At 63.9% G+C, this 18,603-nt stretch carries 16 protein-coding genes; 4 read left to right on the plus strand and 12 right to left on the minus strand.

Features of this window, described 5'->3' with window-relative positions; all coding sequences use genetic code 11:
• Position 1 precedes the first annotated feature (1 nt).
• From EIH27_RS03940 to dinB, 7 genes are all read right to left on the minus strand, one after another.
• The gene (locus EIH27_RS03940; protein WP_124039643.1) at positions 2-1,510 is read right to left on the minus strand and encodes a UDP-N-acetylmuramoyl-L-alanyl-D-glutamate--2,6-diaminopimelate ligase; all 1,509 of its coding nucleotides are present in this window, start codon (positions 1,508-1,510) and stop codon (positions 2-4) included.
• Positions 1,503-3,506: a peptidoglycan D,D-transpeptidase FtsI family protein gene (locus EIH27_RS03945; RefSeq protein WP_241152959.1), complete on the minus strand. Its 2,004-nt coding sequence runs from the start codon at positions 3,504-3,506 to the stop codon at positions 1,503-1,505. The genes EIH27_RS03940 and EIH27_RS03945 overlap by 8 nt, the downstream gene beginning before the upstream one ends.
• Positions 3,507-3,911, minus strand: coding sequence for a cell division protein FtsL (ftsL, locus tag EIH27_RS03950; RefSeq protein ID WP_124039644.1), 405 nt, complete (start codon positions 3,909-3,911; stop codon positions 3,507-3,509).
• Positions 3,908-4,888 (minus strand): 16S rRNA (cytosine(1402)-N(4))-methyltransferase RsmH, encoded by a 981-nt coding sequence (rsmH, locus tag EIH27_RS03955; RefSeq protein ID WP_124039645.1) that lies wholly within the window; start codon positions 4,886-4,888, stop codon positions 3,908-3,910. Before rsmH ends, ftsL begins: the two co-directional genes overlap by 4 nt.
• 114 nt (positions 4,889-5,002) lie before the next feature.
• Positions 5,003-5,434: a division/cell wall cluster transcriptional repressor MraZ gene (mraZ, locus tag EIH27_RS03960; RefSeq protein ID WP_124040139.1), complete on the minus strand. Its 432-nt coding sequence runs from the start codon at positions 5,432-5,434 to the stop codon at positions 5,003-5,005.
• A gap of 228 nt (positions 5,435-5,662) precedes the next feature.
• Positions 5,663-6,046 (minus strand): DUF3040 domain-containing protein, encoded by a 384-nt coding sequence (locus tag EIH27_RS03965; protein WP_124039646.1) that lies wholly within the window; start codon positions 6,044-6,046, stop codon positions 5,663-5,665.
• A 176-nt stretch (positions 6,047-6,222) separates the two neighbouring features.
• Positions 6,223-7,455, minus strand: a complete 1,233-nt coding sequence (dinB, locus tag EIH27_RS03970) for a DNA polymerase IV (RefSeq protein ID WP_124039647.1) — start codon at positions 7,453-7,455, stop codon at positions 6,223-6,225.
• Between the two features lie 159 nt (positions 7,456-7,614).
• On the opposite strand from dinB, the gene EIH27_RS03975 reads away from it, so the two are divergent.
• Positions 7,615-8,418 carry a spermidine synthase gene (locus tag EIH27_RS03975; RefSeq protein ID WP_124039648.1) on the plus strand — a complete coding sequence of 268 codons (804 nt, stop codon included), beginning with the start codon at positions 7,615-7,617 and terminating at the stop codon, positions 8,416-8,418.
• Here EIH27_RS03975 and EIH27_RS03980 read toward each other — a convergent pair.
• Positions 8,413-9,492, minus strand: coding sequence for a PAC2 family protein (locus EIH27_RS03980; RefSeq protein ID WP_124039649.1), 1,080 nt, complete (start codon positions 9,490-9,492; stop codon positions 8,413-8,415). The two genes, EIH27_RS03975 and EIH27_RS03980, sit on opposite strands and share 6 nt — an antisense overlap.
• Positions 9,493-9,698: 206 nt before the next feature.
• Between EIH27_RS03980 and EIH27_RS03985 the strand changes: the two genes are divergently transcribed.
• A complete protein-coding gene (locus tag EIH27_RS03985; RefSeq protein ID WP_124039650.1) occupies positions 9,699-11,942 on the plus strand; it encodes a HelD family protein in 2,244 nt (747 codons plus the stop codon).
• A gap of 146 nt (positions 11,943-12,088) precedes the next feature.
• Here the strand turns inward: EIH27_RS03985 and nrdR are convergent, their stop codons facing one another.
• Together nrdR and EIH27_RS03995 are read right to left on the minus strand one after the other, a co-directional pair.
• Entirely contained in the window at positions 12,089-12,652 is a 564-nt protein-coding gene (gene nrdR, locus EIH27_RS03990; RefSeq protein ID WP_420892137.1) for a transcriptional regulator NrdR, read from the minus strand.
• A gap of 162 nt (positions 12,653-12,814) precedes the next feature.
• Complete coding sequence (locus EIH27_RS03995; RefSeq protein ID WP_124039651.1) at positions 12,815-13,372, minus strand: LysM peptidoglycan-binding domain-containing protein; 558 nt, start codon at positions 13,370-13,372, stop codon at positions 12,815-12,817.
• A gap of 184 nt (positions 13,373-13,556) precedes the next feature.
• Between EIH27_RS03995 and lexA the strand changes: the two genes are divergently transcribed.
• Positions 13,557-14,276, plus strand: coding sequence for a transcriptional repressor LexA (lexA, locus tag EIH27_RS04000; RefSeq protein ID WP_124039652.1), 720 nt, complete (start codon positions 13,557-13,559; stop codon positions 14,274-14,276).
• A 62-nt stretch (positions 14,277-14,338) separates the two neighbouring features.
• Here the strand turns inward: lexA and EIH27_RS04005 are convergent, their stop codons facing one another.
• Together EIH27_RS04005 and hflX are read right to left on the minus strand one after the other, a co-directional pair.
• Positions 14,339-16,372 (minus strand): ATP-dependent DNA helicase, encoded by a 2,034-nt coding sequence (locus EIH27_RS04005; protein WP_124039653.1) that lies wholly within the window; start codon positions 16,370-16,372, stop codon positions 14,339-14,341.
• A complete protein-coding gene (hflX, locus tag EIH27_RS04010) occupies positions 16,365-17,834 on the minus strand; it encodes a GTPase HflX (protein ID WP_124039654.1) in 1,470 nt (489 codons plus the stop codon). Before hflX ends, EIH27_RS04005 begins: the two co-directional genes overlap by 8 nt.
• Positions 17,835-17,993: 159 nt before the next feature.
• Between hflX and EIH27_RS04015 the strand changes: the two genes are divergently transcribed.
• On the plus strand, positions 17,994-18,602 hold the full coding sequence (locus tag EIH27_RS04015) for a class I SAM-dependent methyltransferase (protein WP_124039655.1): 609 nt from the start codon (positions 17,994-17,996) through the stop codon (positions 18,600-18,602).
• Position 18,603: the final 1 nt, after the last annotated feature.

Here is an 18,603-nt window from a genome sequence, read left to right on the forward strand (position 1 = left end):
GTTACTCCTTCTCCCGCGCGGACAGTGCTGCCCGCGCTTCCACTCGATCGTCAAGTTCAACCGCACCGTGTGCGAGGGGCTGCATGGTTTCGTGTCCGCGGCCGGCCAGCAGCACCGTATCTTCAGGCGCGGCCATATGGATCGCCGTGCGGATAGCCTCCCTGCGGTCGGGAATTTCTATTACGCGGGCCCTACCGTGCGCACCTCGCATGAGATCGGCCCGGATCCGAGCCGGATCCTCGCCGTGCGGATCATCATCCGTGATGTAGAGAATGTCTGCCCGCTCGGCCATAGCCCGCGCCATGGCCGGCCGCTTATCCGCATCCCGTTCCCCCGCAGAACCGGTCAGCACAATGAGGCGGCCACGCGTGGTGGGTAGTAGTGATTCGACGGCGGTGGTGAGGGCCGCCTCGTTATGCGCGAAATCGACGATAACGCGGGGCGCCTCACTGATCTGTTCCATACGCCCGGGTACCCGCGGGGCGAGACCCCCCGCGAGCGCATCAGCAAGCTGGGCGGGGGCGGCGAGGCGGGATTCCAGTACCATGGCGAGCGCGAGGGCCGCGTTCGCGATATTGAATGTGCCGGGCATCCGGAGGGCGACGCGAATCTGAGCACCCGTGCGCCAATCGCCCGCCTCGCCCACCCAGGCAAGCGTGAAGGTGGCACCGGCTGCGCTTTCCACGGCGTCGGTCACCTGCCAGCCGCGATCCACCGCGCTTGTCACGCCCAGCGCCACCACGGGTACCTCAGCCTCGTCCAGCAGACGGCGCCCCCAGGCGTCGTCGACCGTAACCACCCCACGCTGTGCCCGTCCGGGCATGAAAAGGGAGCGCTTGGCCCGGTAGTAATTCTCCATGGTCTTATGGAAATCCAGGTGATCCTGCGTGAGGTTCGTAAAGCCGGCCACCGCAAAGCGCAGCGGGTCCGTGCGGCCCTGCACCAGGGCGTGAGAGGACACCTCCATGGCCAGCGTGTCCGCCCCCGCGGCCCTAAAAGCGGCCAGAAGTGCCTGCAACTCGGCCGGTACCGGCGTGGTCATGACCGCCGGCATCTCCACGCCCGCCGCGCGAACGGCCACCGTACCAATGAGCCCGGGCGTGTGACCCAGCTGAGTGAGGATCTCCTCCACCATAAAGGCAACCGTGGTTTTCCCATTCGTCCCGGTCACGGCGAATGCGGTCAGCGCTCGGCCAGGATCCCCGTACAGTTTGGCGGCAATCGGCCCCAGCTGCGCGGCCGGCTCGCTAAGCGCAATCACCGGAACGCGAAGATCCGCGAGCTCTCGCGCACCATCCTCATCCGTGAGCACGGCCAGAGCACCGCGTGCAACGGCGTCGGGAGCGTAGGCCGCACCGTGCACGTGCGTTCCCGGCAGCGCAGCAAACAGATCCCCCGCGCGCACCTTGGCTGATTCGGAGGTGATACCCGTGATGTCCACCTCGGGAGCACCCGGAATAAGCCGGGACAGCGGCGTCGGCGTCGCGACGGGACGCTCAAAGTTAGCCATTAGATCCTCCGATCTCCGATGCGAACCACGGATACTTGTAGAGCGGCACCTGCGACGGCGTCACACCGCGTTCCCTCATGGCAAAGGACGCGATGTCAGAAAACACGGGCGCCGCCACCGTGCCACCGTAGCCCGCTCCGGCACCGTTGTAGACCACCACCGCCACCGCGATCTGAGGATCCTCAGCGGGAATGAGCCCCACAAAGGTACCCACGCGCTTGGTGAGGTTACCCGAGGCATCCGGCACCTGGGCAGTACCGGTTTTGCCCGCCACGTTGTAGCCATCCACCTTCGCGGCCCACCCCGTTGATCCGCTCTGCGTGACACCCTGCAGCATCTGGATCATCGTCTGCGCCGACTTCTCGCTAATCACCCGATGTGAGGTTCCAGCCACCGTGGGTACCATCGCACCCGTGCTGTCCTCCGTGGCGTCAATGATGCGCGGCGGAACCCAAACGCCCTTGTTACCCACAACAGCGATCATCTGGGCGAGTTGGAGCGTAGTAGCCGCCCAACCCTGACCGAACATGGTGGTGTAGTGCGTGCGCGGTGCCCACTGGCTGGGAGGATAGAGCAGACCCGCGGATTCGGCCGGCAACTCGATACCCGTCTTCTGGCCCAAGCCAAACTTCTTCATGTAGTCGTAGCGCACGTCATCCGAATACGTGTCACCGATCTGGATGATGCCCGTGTTATAGGACTTGGCCATGATGCCGGCCACCGTCATTTTGGCGGTGGAGTGTGAGTCATTATCGGAAATGGTTTGGCCGTTCGGCATGGTGAGCGAACTGGGCACCGTAAAGGTGGTAAGCGGGGACACCGAGCCGGTATCAATGCCCGCCGAGAAGGTGACCACCTTGCCGGAGGAACCCGGTTCCACCGGTGCCTGGACCGCGCGCGATCCCCAGTCCGAGGGGCTTGTCTCGGAGAGGTTCCCAGGATCCGGGGAGCCCGAATCAGCGATAGCGAGCACACGCCCGGTGCCGATCTCCTCCACCACCGCCGCGCCCCACTCCGCGGAGTTTTCCTTAACGGACTTATTGACGGCGTCCAGCGCGGCTGCCTGGAGATCCCGATCGATGGTTAGCTGAACATCGCGGCCGTCTTTCGCCGGCGTGATGGTGGATTGCCCGTTGGGTACCACCGCGCCCTGACCGGCTAGCTCCACCGTCTGGCTTCCGTCCGTGCCCGCCAGTATCTTCTCCTGGGTACGCTCCACCCCGGCCTGTCCCACAGGTGTACTATCCGACGCCGTCTCCCCCACGTAGCCGAGGATGTTGCCGGCCACGGCACCGTTCGGGTACTCGCGCTTCATGTACGATTCCGGTTCGATCCCGGGGATACCCAGCGCGTTGATTTTGCGCCACAGTTCCGGGGAGATATCTCGCGCAATGTATTTGAAGGTGGACTTCTTCTCCCCGCCGAGTAGCAGGCCACCCAGTTCGGCGCGGTCCATGTCTAGGAGCGGAGCGAGCGCTTTGGCGGCCGCGGCGGCACCGGTGCCCTCCACCACGTAGTGACCATCGGACCCGAGCACATATTTGCCGTCGCTGTCCTTCTTGTAGGCCACGTAGTCCCCAATGAGGTTCTGGTTGACGCCCACGTTGTAGCGCTGCACCGACGCCGCCAGCACGGCACCGTTCGAGTCCAGGATTTCGCCGCGCTTGGCTTGGATAACGCTGGTACGGGTACGGAAGGCGTCCGCCGCCTCCGAGAGTTCGCCGGCCCGGATCACCTGAAGATCGAGCAGGCGAATGCCCAGCAATCCGGCCATCACCAGCAGGGCGACGACCAGCGCGCTGAATCGGCGCGCCATTCCCGTCTTACCGCTACCTGCCTCGCCGGTCCGACGCCGCGCGGAGACTCGATGGGTATGCGGACGATCCGCACGCCCCACGCGCCGCCACCTCAGAGGGTGCGGGCCGGAACCATGCCCGTCATTCGCATCCGCACGATTGCGCCCCATCCGGGGCGGATCCCCGGCCTGGTCCGCCATCTACTTTCCTTCGTTCCCAGAAATAATCTTTCCGGTGGCCAAATCTACGTGGTCAATCTGGGAGGCTGGCACCATGCCCAGGCCGGTCGCGCGCGTCAGAAGCTCCTCCGGGGTGGAGGCAGCCATGACCCTGTCCGAGAGCGTGGCCTCCTTGGCCTGCGCTACAGATATTTCCCGCTGTACGTCGCGGATCTGGTAGGCGGTGGAGACCATCGAGGTATTGAGCACGAATGCCGTGAGGATGGAGCCAAGAAACAGCGCCACGCAGGTGATAACGGTGCCCAGGAAGCCACGCTTGCGCGCCGGCGCCGCCACCAGGTGAAGTTGCGGGATACCGGTAATGACAGGACGCGGCTCCGCGGTACGAACGCGTTCCTCGGCTGCGCTTTCTGGAATAGCGGTCATTTCAGCTCTCCTGGGACGGGGGCCAGCTTCTGGGCGGCACGCAGCCGCACGGACGCTGAGCGCGGGTTCGATTCACGTTCTTCGCCATCGGCACGCTGGGCGCCGTGGGTAAGCAATTTGAGGTAGGGGGCAGCTTCGGGTAGCGGCACCGGTAGGCCCGGGGGCGTCCGGTCTTCCGCACCGTATGCGAAGGCCTGCTTAACGATGCGGTCCTCAAGGGACTGATATGCCTCGACGACGACGCGGCCGCCCACCCGTAATGCATCAATCGCGGCGGGGACTGCTTTTTCCAGCACGGCCAATTCGTTGTTGACAGCAATTCGCAGCGCCTGGAAGGTCCGTTTCGCCGGATTTCCACCCGTGCGGCGCGCGGCCGCGGGAATCGCCTCTTTCACCAGCGCGGCTAGTTCGCTCGTTCGGGCGAGCGGTGCTACCGCACGCCGCTGCACGACCAGCCGGGCAATACGCGGAGCAAATTTTTCTTCCCCGTAACGCCGCAGGATGTGCGTGAGCTCTGCCTCGGATGCCGTAGCCAGGATGTCCGCGGCGGTGGGTCCGGTATCCCCCATGCGCATGTCCAGCGGCGCATCGTGGGCGTAGGAGAAGCCACGCTCCGCCTCATCCAGCTGCAGGGAGGAGACCCCCAGGTCCATGAGCACGCCATCCACCGGTCCGCCGACAACGCGCTGGGCAACCTCCGCCACGTCGTCGTACGTGGTATTGACGGAAGTAAAGCGGTCACCGAAGGGAGCCAGCCGTTCTCCGGCCAGCCGTAGCGCCTCCGGGTCCCGGTCAATCCCCACCACATGCAGCCGTGGGAAGCGACGTAACGCCGCCTCGGTATGACCGCCCATACCCAGCGTGCAATCAATGAGCGTGGGGGTGGGAACCTCAAACGCGGGGGCGAGAAGATCCAGTACGGCGTCCACCAGCACTGGCTTGTGCAAGGCGTTATGCGCTGCGCGCGGTGTCTCCATGGCTCCTCTCCTGACCGTTACGTTTCAATCCACCGTCTGCGCCTGCCAAGCGTTCCTCCCCGAAATCTGGAGCTGGGGAAGTGCCTCAGAGTCCGGGAAAGACCGCCACGCAGGCTAGAACAGGCCGGGGATCACCTCTTCCTCACGGTCGGCGAAGGACGCCTCCTGCTCGGCGAGGTACTCATTCCAGGACGCCCGGTTCCAGATCTCCACCCGGTTGCCGGTACCAATCACTGTGAGATCCCGGTCCAATCCCGCATACGAGCGGAGCATGGGAGGAATGGAGATTCTTCCCTGCTTGTCCGGGACCTCATCCACCGCCCCGGAGAGAAGCACGCGTGTGTAGGAGCGCGCCTCCTTCGAGGTGAGCGGAGCCTGGGCCAGCGTTTCCTGCAATCCCTCGAAATCACCCTTGGTGAATACGTAGATGCAGTGCTCCTGACCGCGGGTCATGATGAGTCCGCCCTGAAGCTGCTCACGGAATTTCGCGGGGAGGATGATGCGCCCCTTCTCATCGAGCTTGGGCTCATAGGTACCGAGGAACATCTCCACCCCCTTCCATACCGCTGCTCTCCACTTTACTCCACTTTGCACCACCAACTCTCGTGGAGCGAGCCATAGACGTCCACAACCTAGCAGAATGACGCCAAAAAGTACGGTGGAGGAAAAAATTTGATTCCGCCGGCGTGTGGGCCGCTGCGGGCACAAATACGGGCGCTGCGGGTACAAAAAAGCCCCCGCAGCTCATCTGAGCGCGGGGGCCTGGGAGTGGGGCTACTGCTGGTTGCGGCGCTGCTCCCATTCGCGAGCCTGCCGGTCCATGAATCCGCCGGCCGGCTTAGCCTTGCGAGCCGAGCGTTGAGCGGGTTCCACCGGGGTGGACGTGTAGCCGCGATCGATGTACCAACCGCCGGCGAACATGATGATCACACCCACCACGCCCAGCCAAATCCAGTTCTGGGAAATGCCCCACACCAGCACCGCAATACCCACGACCGCAGCCAGTAGGCCGAGTACCAGGTGGTGAATGGAGAGTTGCCGGCTCACGGAGACCGGCGCCGGTTCGGGTTTCATTGAGCGCGCAAACGTAGGATCCTCGTCCTGCAACTGAGCTTCGAGTTCCTCAAGCATCTGGCGTTCGTAGTCAGACAATGCCATCGCGCGGCCTCCTTCTTTCTCCCCGCATCCTATCGTGAACCGGCGGACAGAACACCCCACCTTCGTACATGAATGTTTTGTTCGACGCCGTAGGCGCACGTTGTCGGTCTCATGGGCGCACGTTAGCGTCGCGTCAGTTTGTCGACGCCATAGGGGCCTCTGCTTCGGTCACGCCACTATCCGTCCGGTCTACCGCGCACGTTATGCCCGAGGAGACTGGCGGGTCCAAGCGAGGCCGTGCCAAAACGATCGCGTACGGCGTCCATCGCCGCCTCCGCTTCACTCCGGCGCGGATCATCGTCGAAAGTGAGCTGGACGTCCGAGTCCGCGGGCGTAAGGTTCTCTACCCGCACACCAAGCAGACGAAGTCCATCCGCCGGGATGGTGACCTGCCGCAGCAAGCTAGTGGCCGCCGCGTAAATATCAGCCGCCACCTGGGTGGGACGGCCCAGCGTTTGCGAACGCGTAATGGTGGTGAAGTCACCAAAACGGACCTTGATGGATACGGTACGGCCCATCAGCCGGCGCGCACGCAGCCGCCGCGCGGCGTCATGCGACTGCGCCAGCATGATGCGCTCGAGCTCCGTACGGTCTGCTACGTGGTCAAAGAATGTTTCCTCACGCCCAACGGACTTTTCCTCCGCGCGAGCACACACCGGGCGCGGATCTACGCCGCATGCGAGCGCATACAGGTGCCGGCCAGCCGCCTGACCGAGCAGACGGATCATGCGGGTCTCCCCCAGTGCCGTGATTTCACCCACCGTATCCACACCGGCCCGTTTGAGTCGCTCCTCGGTTCTGCCACCCACGCCCCACAGTGCGCCCACCGGCAGCCCACCAAGGAAGTCAAGCGTGCGATCCTTGGGGATAAGAAGTAGACCATCCGGTTTGGCGTGGGCAGAGGCGATTTTCGCGACGTGTTTCGTGGCAGCAATCCCCACCGAAGCCGGCACCCCCTCCTGCTCCCGGATACGGTGCCGGAGTGCTGCTCCAATGTGAACCGGCGAGCCGAACAGACGCGTGGCACCCGACACGTCCAGGAATGCCTCATCAACAGACACCTGCTCAACGTTCGGTGTGACGCTGGCCAGGATGCCCATGATCCGCCGGGATACTTCCGCGTACCGGTGATGATGCGGTGGGATCATGATGAGCTCGGGGCAGCGGCGGCGCGCGAGCCCCACCGGCATGGCGGAGTTAACGCCGAATGCGCGGGCCTCATAGGATGCGGTGGACACCACCCCGCGCGTCTGCCCGCCCACGGCCACGGGTTTTCCACGCAGCTCCGGATGGGAGAGCAGCTCAATGGACACGAAAAATGCATCCATGTCCACATGAAGAATGGGCGTGGCGGAATCATCGGTGCCCCACGAGTGACGCGCCGCAGCAGACCTTGGTGCACGTGACATCCTTTACCTCCATGTTCATGCTACCGACAGGCACCGACGCCGGGTCCACGGGCAAGAAGCAGCGCATGACACCACGGGCGACAGCTGCCCGGCTGGCCAACCGAGACGCCCCGACTTACCGGCACCGGCAGGCTGTATCTGCACCGGTATGCTGGGCGGGTGTTTTCAACCTCCGCCACCTACCACACCGATTTCTCCGTCGCGCAACTCGTTCGCTACCCCGACCGCCCCTCGCTGGTCACGCTTCTGCTTGACGGCGTGGAGTCCTCGGCGCTGGACCTGGATGATCCGGCATTTTTGGAGTTCGAGTACATGCAGCAGATGGCGGCGGCCATTGAGCTGGCCTTCCCGGGCGGGATACCACTGCGCGCCCTTCATCTCGGCGCGGCCGGGTGCGCGCTACCGCGGGCCATCAATGCTCTCCACCCCGGTTCCCGCCAACTAGCGTGCGAGCTGGATAGCAAACTGGCACGCTACGTTCGCGATTGGTTTGACCTACCACGCTCCCCCGCGCTGCGCATCCGCGTCGAGGACGGCCGGCAGGCCCTCGATACCACGCAGGCCACCTGGGACATCGTGGTACGGGACGCGTTTTTGGATGCGGATGTGCCGGCGCCCCTGCGAACCGTTGAGTGCGCCCAGCGTGCGGCAACGGTGCTGAGCGCCCGCGGACTGTATCTGCTGAACTCTGTGGCCTCCGCCGGATTGGATCGGTTGGGCCAGGAGTGCGCCGCGCTGCTCACCGCATTTGAGCACGTGTGCGCCATCGCCGATCCCGCGGTCATGCATGGGCGCCGCTGGGGCAACATCGTGCTTATAGCTTCCACCGCGCCGCTTCCCGACGGCCTGGACCGCGCAATCCGTCGTCTCCCCATGCCTACGCGAGTGGTCGGTGAGGCTGATATACGGCGTCGAGCGCAAGGCTCCTCACCCCTGCACGACACCGCGGCTGGCTGGCTATAGCGCGTGCCGGCCGTGCCCACGCGGGCGCCGTGGCCCAGTTGTGCCCTCCACGCTATTGTCCGTGTCCCCGCACTGTGCTTCCTCGCGAGCGCGACGATGTGCCCGGCGTGCGGACTCCTGACGCAGGTGCGCCACCTTCTCCGTGAGATCGTTGAACTCCAAGCTGGTGGACGGGTCCTTCTGCTTGACCTGGCTGTCCACTTGCGCGAGGAAGCGCTCCGCCGCATCACCAATCTCTTCGGCCGAGGGGATGGACGTGGAGGTTTCCGGGGCGCGCACCAGGCCGGGGTCACCCTCGTGGGCGTCATAGTCCTGTTCGAACGAGGTGACCAGCTGGTTAAACTCCTCATTCTGGGCGCGCATGGCGTTAAACTGATTCTCCTCCTCGGAGGCCGCATGCTCCAGATCGCCCATGGGGAAGGAAAGCCCGGACATCTTTGAGAGTTGGGCGAGGATGGCGACGGATCCGGCAGAAAAATTGTGCTGCACGAGGTAGACGGGTACACGCACGGTGAGATTGACGGTGGATTTGCCCGCCGCGTTGGCAATGTACTCGAAGAACGTAGCGAAGGATGCCGGGAACCACGCCTCCGCCTCCAGCATGGGAATATCCGAGGGGTGCCCCACGGCACGCACAATCATGTCGGGCTGACGTGTATGAGGAATTGCCGCGGGAATACCGGCCATGGAGAATACGGTAGACACGGAGAAACGATCCACCACGTCCAGCAGATCCGCCGCCAGTTCCTCCCAGCGGAAGTCCGGCTCCGCACCGTACAGGTAGAGGAAGGGCTGTCCGTTGATATCTTTCATGAGCCGTAACGACGCCGTCGGGCGCGCCACGTCCTCGAGCTTCCCGTTGAGATAGTGGGCACGGGGACGCTGGGCCCGGTAGTCCACCAGCGGATCAAAATCCACCCGTGCCACGGGCACCCCGGTTTCAAGCGTGGTGAGCGCAAGACGCACCTCCAGGGCAACCGAACCGGCGTCGGCCAGCGGGTCCACAAAGTTCATGACCAGGTAGTCCACGTGCTCCGGAAAATCTCCATCCAGCAGACTGATGTAGCGCCCCATACCTCTCCTCACTTCGTCTCACCATCTTTACACACCGGCCCGGCTCTTCCGGTGGTTCTCACGCGAGGTGAACGCAAAATCAACGCCCGGCCGCCCCTTTCTCATTCCACCGCACCCTGGGAGGCGAGCACACCGGCGTCGTGCAACACGACATGGCGCCACATGGAAAGGTAGCGGATAATTGACTGACACTTTGAGGAGGGTGCGTGAACCAGGAATCTCCCCGCGCCAGGGCCATTGCCGAAGAACAAGCATTCGTGGATGCGGCCTACGGCGCACTCGATTACCATCGTAAGCGCTACGAGCAGCGGCTGGCGGCCGTGCGCTCCCAATCCGGGCTGGAAAGCGCCGGTGAGCGTTCAGAGCGAGATTCCTTCGCCCAGCACTACGAGGAGAACCTCACCCGTCTCAAGAACGTGGAGAATCGGCTGGTACTGGGCCGGCTTGATTTTCACGGCGGGCGCACCGATCACATCGGACGGATCGGACTCAAAAATGCCAATCAGGAAATCCTGCTGTTGGACTGGCGTGCCCCTCAGTCCGAGCCGTTCTACCGGGCCACGGCCGCCCACCCCGGCAACGTGCGGCGCCGGCGGCACATCCAGACACGTTTCCGCGAGGTAACCGCGGTGGACGATGAGCTCATGGACGGCTCGGCGGCAGCAAATTCGGACCTTACGTTCACCGGCGAGGGCGCCCTTATGGCCGCAATGGGTGCGGCGCGTGACGGCAAGATGAATGACATCGTGGCCACAATCCAGGCCGAGCAGGACCAAATCATTCGGTCGGACGCCCAGGGTGTGCTGGTGGTGCAGGGTGGCCCGGGTACCGGTAAGACGGCCGTTGCGCTGCATCGCGCCGCCTATCTGCTCTACACGATGCGCGATCGTCTCTCCCGCTCCGGTGTGCTAATCATCGGTCCCTCACCCGTTTTTCTGCGCTACATCGACCAGGTGCTGCCGGCACTCGGCGAATCCGATGTTGTTTCGACGACGATCGGCGGGCTCCTTCCCGGGGTGGAGGCCACGGGGGTGGATAGTCCCGACGTTGCCGAACTCAAGGGCCGGCTCATCTGGCGCACCATCGCGCGCCGTGCGGTCAAGGAGGTCCTGGAAAAGCCACTGCCCCGGCCGGTCCGGTTCCGCGTGGGTGGTAACACCGTGGTGCTGAAACCAGCCGACGTAGACGGGGCCCAACGGAAGGCGCGGCGAGGCGGTCGGTCCCATAATGAATCTCGGGACGTGTACGCGAAGGCGCTGGTACGAGCACTCGCCCAGCAGATCGCCAGCGCCGAACAGCTGGATCTTACGGACAACCCCTGGATCATTTCGGACGTGGCCGCCTCCGTGGACGCGCGCCGGGAGATCAATCTGCACTGGTTGCCATCCTCCGCCCAGAGTCTGCTTGAGCGCCTGTGGGCACACCCGCACCTGCTCGCACGGGTGGCGCCGGAGCTGACGGCAGCCGAACGCGCACTGTTACGGCGCCCCAAAGGTGTACCACTCACGCCCGGCGATGTTGCCATCATGGATGAGATGGCCGAATACCTGGGCCCCTTCTATTCCACCGCCGAACTGGTACGGCGCCGCCGAGAGAAGGAAGCCAATGCCGAAGTGGACCGGTATGCCAGGGAGGCCGTAGAAAAGATGCACCTGGGCGGGGGCATTGTGTCCGCCGAGATGCTGGCCGACCGCATGCGCGATACTGGCGGCTCCATGTCCCTTGCGGACCGGGCGGCCGGTGACCGCACCTGGACCTACGGTCATGTGGTGGTGGACGAAGCCCAGGAGCTCACGCCCATGCAATGGCAGATGCTCATTCGCCGTAACCCATCCCGCTCAATAACAGTGGTGGGGGACGTGGACCAGCGGCCCGCCGGTGCACCGGACGGTGGCTGGGAAAAGCTGATAGGGCCGCTGGCGCGGGGCGCCCGGGTTCAGGAGCTCACGGTGAGTTACCGCACCCCAGCCGCCATTTTGGCCACAGCCGAGCGCACGCTCAGGGCCGCCGGTTACTCCGTGCGCCCCGTGCACGCCGCTCGCGATGTACCAGGCACGCAGGATTTTGTTCCCACGGCCGCTTTGCTGCCAAGTCTCATTGAGGCCGTGGTGGCGGGCGGCGCAGATATGGACGGCGCCTACGGCACCGGCCTCGGAACGCTGGCCCTTATTGTGCCGGCCACGATCCGGGATGCGGTGGCTGACGCCGTCATGGGCGCCCCCGAGTTAGCTGGCTGGACCCGCGATGTAACGGGCCGCCAGGTAACCGCCCGGGTTCAGGTGCTTACCGCGCGTCAGGCGAAGGGCTTGGAATATGACTGGGTGGTGCTGGCGGAGCCCGATGCAATCCTTCGCGAGGGCCCCGGAGATCTCTACGTGGCGCTGACGCGCCCCACACGTCACCTTCGGGTAGTGCACACGCGTCCGCTTCCCTCCGGTATGGAGAGCTAAACCGAGTGCCCACGGCCCGTTGTGGTAGGCAGAGCGCGGGTTCCGCTTCCAGCCAAGCCCGCGCAGGCCTGCTACTTGCGCGTGTTACTCATTACTCGCGGGTGACTTCCTCAGGACACTCTGGCGTGCCGCGTCATTACGGCAGGTTACTCCCCACCTGTGGGTGACTTCCCTACCGGAGGCGAGGCCTTTCCTACTGTTTCGCCAGGGGTCGCATTCGCAGCGGCCTGCTCCGCCATGTCCTCGGCGCGCAACCGGCCAATTTCGCGCTCGAAATCATTAAGCGAATCAAAGTTTGAGTACACGGAGGCAAAACGTAGATACGCCACCTCATCCAGTTTGCGAAGCGGCGGGAGGATGGCCAGGCCAATATCATGAGCGGCTATCTGCGAGGCACCCGTAGCACGCAGGGACTCTTCCACCTGCGAGGCGAGGAGTGCAACATCATCAACGCTCACCGGCCGCCCCTGGCATGCCTTGCGTACACCGTTCATGATCTTCTTTCGCGAGAACGGTTCCGTGGCACCAGAGTGTTTCACCACGGTGAGGCTGGCGGTTTCCATGGTGGAAAAACGCCGGTGGCAATTGGGGCACGCGCGCCGACGACGGATAGCGGTGCCGTCATCTGTAGTACGGGAATCAATTACCCGCGAATCCGGAAAATGACAGAAGGGGCAGTGCACAAGACACACAATACCGTGTTCATGCACAAATCGGCTCTCACGTGACGCTAAACTGCGCTACCGCAGCCGAAAAGGCTAACCGGCACCCGGCACGCGCCTGCAGATCATCCTCTATCCAGCTCCTGAGGGATGCTCGTGAGATCCGCATCCATGCGGTGCGCCATTTAAGCTGAGAGCAGCACACCCACGCTAATAGCGAGGCACGCGGAGCTGCTGCCCGGGCCTAATGGCATCCGTGCTCAGCCCATTGAGCTCCTTAATATCCGCAACACCCGTAGCCTGCGAAGGTACGCCTGGAATCGAGGCGGCAATCGAGGAGAGCGTATCGCCGCTATTGACCGTCAAGGTATCCGTGGGCGAAGCAAACGCCGAGCCCACAATCAGGCCGATCGTGGCCAATACCAGTGCCGCGCCCACTAGCACCAGGGCGCGCAAGCCAGCGAGTAAGGTTCCGGTGAGCTCATGGGAATCTAGCACCGACCGCTGCTCCACCGCTCGCTCGAGGGTCGCATTGCGTGGCGAATGCGCACGATCAGCCGCCACCGGCCGCACTTTCCCGTACGCCATATCATGCCGGGACGGCGCAGCAGCTACCCCACCGACAACGCGCAGCCGTGCCGCGCCCGTGTGACCACCGGCTACCGCCGAATTTGCCGTGCGCATATCCCGGCCCGGCATGTTTCGAGAAGGCACCGCCCGAAGTACCGGATGGCCGGATTCTTCAAACTTCACTGCGGGGACGCTCATGACGTTTCCTCCTCTATCGAACACTTGTTCGGTTCACCTGTAGATTATCTGGATTCGAGCGAGATGTCTAGAACACTTGTTCGATCCTCCCGAACAAATGTTTGAATGCTCCCTACATTCCGCATACCCTGTAGCTAAGCGGAGGGCTCCGACAAAATACGGAGCCATGAACGCAGGAGGAAATATGGCCCCATTGCCCGGATTGACCCAGCGGCAGGAAGCCGTACTCTCCTATGTCATCTCTCAGATCACCGCACACCACGTACCTCCCACCGTTCGGGAAATCTGTGGCGCGGTGGGCCTCGCGTCCCCTTCCTCGGCGAAGTACCAGCTGGATGCTCTCGAAAAGAAGGGGTATATATCCCGCGATCCGCGCCGTCCTCGCACCATCAACGTGACCGAGGCAGGAGCTAGATTCGCTGAGAGCAGAGCCGAGCTCCATGAGTTCGCACAGTCCCCCGCCAACCCGCTGCGGGCCGTTACCGCGCAGCCACACTTCATGGGTGGCGAAGAGGAATTTAACGGTGATTCCTACGTCAACGTTCCGGTGGTGGGGCGTATTGCCGCCGGTGCGCCGATTCTCGCCGAGCAGATGGTCGAAGATGTTTTCGCCCTTCCGCGGCAGCTCACAGGCGAAGGCGAACTGTTCACACTTCGAGTCCACGGCGATTCCATGATTGAAGCCGCCATTGCTGACGGAGATTGGGTTGTGGTGCGGCGTCAACCTGTAGCGGAAAACGGAGAGATCGTGGCCGCCATGATCGATGGCGAAGCTACGGTCAAGGTGTTGGAGCGGCGCAACGGGCACATCACGCTCTTGCCCCGCAATGCCACCTACGCTCCCATCCCTGCGGACAATGCCGAGGTACTGGGGCGCGTCGTCATGGTGATGCGTTCACTCTAGGCACGCGCCGTGCACCCCACGCGGAGATTCGACCCGGGTTTGCGCCCGGGTACCGCCTAGATTTACTCCCCCGCGCCGGTCTGCGCGAGCCGCCGTAACGCATCCCGCACAATCTCCGGCGATTCGGTTCGCCACATATTCGGCAGGGATGCCAGGAGATAGCCGGCATATCGCGCCGTTCGAAGACGCCGATCCAGCACCGCCACCACGCCGCGGTCCGAGGTGCGGCGCAGGAGACGCCCAGCCCCCTGCGCCAGCAGCAGGGCCGCCTGCGTGGCGTACACCTCCATAAATGCATTACGGTGTGCCTTCTTCGCCGCCACCTCGCGTGCTTCAGTGAGGGCCTCATTTGGTCGCGGGAACGGAATCCGGTCAATCGTCACCAATCGGCACGTATGCCCGGGTACGTCAACGCCCTGCCAGAGCGAGATGGTGCCGAATAGCGATGCGGCGTCGTCGGAGGCAAACTTCTGAATGAGCGTGGAAAGCTGATCTTCACCCTGGAGGAAAATAGGCAGATCAAGTTCGTCGCGAGCAAATTCTGCGGCTTCTTCGGCAGCCCGTCGCGAGGTAAACAGACAGAGGGCACCGCCGTGAGAGGCCTCAATGAGTTCGACGAGCTCCCGGAATTGCCTCTCCCCGCCGCCGTCCCGCGTGGGGCCGGGCAGGTGCGTGGCAACGTAGAGGATGCCCTGCTTGGGATAATTGAACGGTGTGCCGACGTCGATGCCGCGCCACGGTCCCTGCGAGGGGTAGTCCAACCCCGTTGCGCGTGCCACGTGATCAAACTTGCCGCCCAGCTTGAGCGTAGCGGACGTGAGCACCACAGGACGATCCTCAAATAAGGCATCGGCCATGGGCGCGGATACGTCCAGCGGCGCCAGGTAGAGCACTGTGCGGTCATCCTGGTCCCGCCGGATCCACGGCACGAGCGCACCGTCGCGAGCGTCGTCGGAGAGAAGATTCTCCACCACACTCACCATGTTTGTTACACGCGTGCGCGCCACGGCCTTCGTGGCCGCCTGCGTATCCGTCCCGTTCGGCAGTCCCGCCACGTCGTCCTGGGCTGTTTGCAGCGTCCGGAGCACAACCATGAGCGCATCAATAACGGCGTCGGGAAGCTGCGCCAGCCGCCCCTCCGGCACCTCCTCAACGGCCTTCCCAAACGCGGTACCGGCCTCCTCAAGATGAACCGCCTCGATCTTTGAAGCGCGTAACACCCGCGCCAGGCCCGCGAGTTCGCCGCGTGAAATACTCACGGTGAGCTGCGAGGTCACGCGGTCCGCGAGCGCGTGCGCCTCATCTACCACGACGGCGTCCGCGTCCGGCAGTACCGGGGTACCGCCCGCTTGCACGCCCAGCATGGAATGATTGGTCACCACGATATCGGCGTCCGCCGCTGCGGCCCGAGCTGCCATGGGGAAACAGGCGTCGCGCAGTGGACACTTCGCTCCCACGCACTCCGTTTTATCAATGGACACCTGCCGCCAGGCACGGTCCGAGACACCGGGCACCATATCGTCTCGATCCCCGGTATCCGTACTCATCGCCCACTCGCGCGCACGCACCACCTCGGTGCCGAGCGCCGAGGCACCAAATTCGCCCTCATCGCGGGAGAAGAGTGCATCCTCCTCCGGATAGCCGCCTCCTGCCTTCCGCAGACACACGTAGTTGTTCCAGCCCTTAAGCACGGCAATCTCCGGGCGCTTACCGGTTTCCTTCTCTACCGCGTCGGCCACACGCGGCCCGTCACTGAGCTGGATTTGACGCTGAAGCGCCAGGGTTGCCGTGGAGACAATGGCGCGCTTCCCCGTCCGGGTGGTCCACTCTGCCACCGGCGCAAGGTATCCGATGGATTTTCCGGTGCCCGTACCGGCCTGGACCAGGAGATGGCCCTCGTTTTCCAGCGCATCACTCACCGCGTGCGCCATCTTGTCCTGGCCTTCGCGGCGCCGCCCGCCCAGTTCACTCACGATGGCATCCAGAATCTGGTCCACCGCGTTATCCGCTACCGGGTTCCCGCTCGTCTCCGTGCCGGGTTCGACGTCGTCCGCATTCGCGTCTGTACTCCGCCCGGCGTCCTGGCTCTCACTCATGGATCATCTCGATGCCGGCCTCATCGAGCGCACCGGCCAGAGCGGGCGTGAGATAGGCATGAATAAGCGTGCCGTCGCTCTCGTACGTATCAGCATCGAGCAATTCGCCCTCCTCGTGGATGCGCGAGATAAGGTCACCACGATTGAAGGGCACCACCGCGCGCACTTCGACCGCAGGCCGGGGCAGGCGCTCGTCAATCGCTTCCTCAAGTGCGTCGATGCCCGCACCGGTGACCACCGAAACCGGCATGGTATGCGGGAACGTAGAGCGGAGCGCGGCAACAGCCGCTGCCGGCGCAATGTCAATCTTGGAGGCAACGATCAGCTCTGGCACATCGAGGGCGCCGTCCACACCGGCAAGTACCTCATGGACCGCTGCCACCTGTGCCATCGGGTCCGCATTCGAGGCATCCACCACGTGCAGCAATAGGTCCGCACCGGCCACTTCCTCCAGCGTGGAGCGGAACGCCTCCACCAGCTGGGTGGGGAGATTGCGCACAAATCCCACGGTGTCCGTGATGGTGTATTCCCTGCCCGACGGCGAGGTGGTGCGCCGTACGGTCGGATCCAACGTGGCAAATAGCGCGTTCTCCACCAGCGCGTCCGAATGCGTGAGCGTATTGAGCAGCGAGGACTTACCCGCGTTCGTATATCCCACCACTACCACGGACGGCACGCCCTGGCGCACGCGCTCGGCACGCCGAGTATCTCGCGCAGGCTTCATCTTCTTAATGTCCCGGCGGAGCTTGGCCATGCGGAAGCGAATACGGCGGCGATCCAATTCGAGCTGAGTTTCGCCGGGGCCACGGGAGCCGATACCGGCACCGCCTGCCACCTGGCCGCCCGCCTGCCGGGACATCGATTCGCCCCAGCCGCGCAGCCTGGGGAGTAGGTACTCGAGCTGCGCTAGTTCCACCTGCGCCTTGCCCTCCCGAGACTTGGCGTGGTGAGCGAAAATATCGAGGATGAGCGCGGTACGATCAATAACTTTAACGCCCACCACGTCCTCCAGCCCGCGGCGTTGGGAGGGCGCCAGTTCGGTGTCCACGATGACCGTATCCGCCTTTTCGCTTGCCACGAGGTCCTTGAGTTCCTGGGCTTTGCCTTTCCCCAGGTAGGTGGCCCGGTCCGGCACCTCGCGACGCTGAATGACGCCCGCAAGAACCACGGAACCCGCCGTATCAGCAAGAGCCGCCAACTCCCGCAGCGATTCCTCGGCTTTCTCCCGCGAATCGGCGTAAATGCCCACCAGGATCACGCGCTCCAGCCGTACCTGGCGGTATTCAAGCTCAATGCCTTCCTCGCGCTCCACACCAGCTTCGAGTCCCTGCACGCGCTGAAGGGAGGAGCGTTCCTCCCTGTCGAGGGCATTACCGGCCCACCGGCCCGCATAGGCCGGATCTGCCTGTAATGCCGTGCCGCGCCGACTCCGAATATCCACCGATTCGTTCTTCGTTTTCATACCGTCCTATCGTCTCATGTCTACTACCCGCCACGCAGGGCTGTTCCACCACGGATCCGCCGTGAAACGCGCCGCCGCCCGCCGCACCGCCAACGTCCATGGTGCCGTTCGCTCAGCAGCATTGCCGTTCACCGCCCGCCACGCCGGTACACTGACCCCGTGTCGCACTATTTCTCCGAGCATCCTGACGCTCCCTCACATCCCCACTCGTATCCGGTGACCCTGCGTGGCAACGTCTACCAGGTGACGGGAGACACCGGGGTGTTTTCCGGTCACCGACTGGACCGAGGCACCGAGGTGCTCCTGCGGAAGGTACCGGCACCCGGTCTGCCCGCCGGCGGTATCGCGCTGGATCTCGGGTGCGGCTGGGGACCAATTACGCTGGCCCTTGCCGCCGAACTTCCCGCCACCGCCGAGGTATGGGCCGTGGACACCAATGAGCGCGCCCGTCATCTTGCCGCCCAGAACGCCGCCGCGGCCGGCTTTTCGCCGGTGGTGCTTGATCCCGATAGCGCTTTGGATCGACTTGGCAACCGCCGCATCTCACTCATCTGGTCGAATCCGCCCGTGCGCATAGGTAAGGAGGCCCTCCACAAGCTTCTGCTCACCTGGTTCTCCCGTCTTTCCGACGACGCCGAAGCGTACTGCGTGGTCCAGCGCAATCTAGGTTCCGATTCGCTTGCCTCCTGGCTCACCGATCAGGGCTACCCCACCGAAAAACTGGCCAGTCAGAAGGGCTTCCGAGTACTGCGCACGGTGCGCGGTTAGA

It is taken from the genome of Neoactinobaculum massilliense (assembly GCF_900604955.1).
Lineage (GTDB): Bacteria > Actinomycetota > Actinomycetes > Actinomycetales > Actinomycetaceae > Neoactinobaculum > Neoactinobaculum massilliense.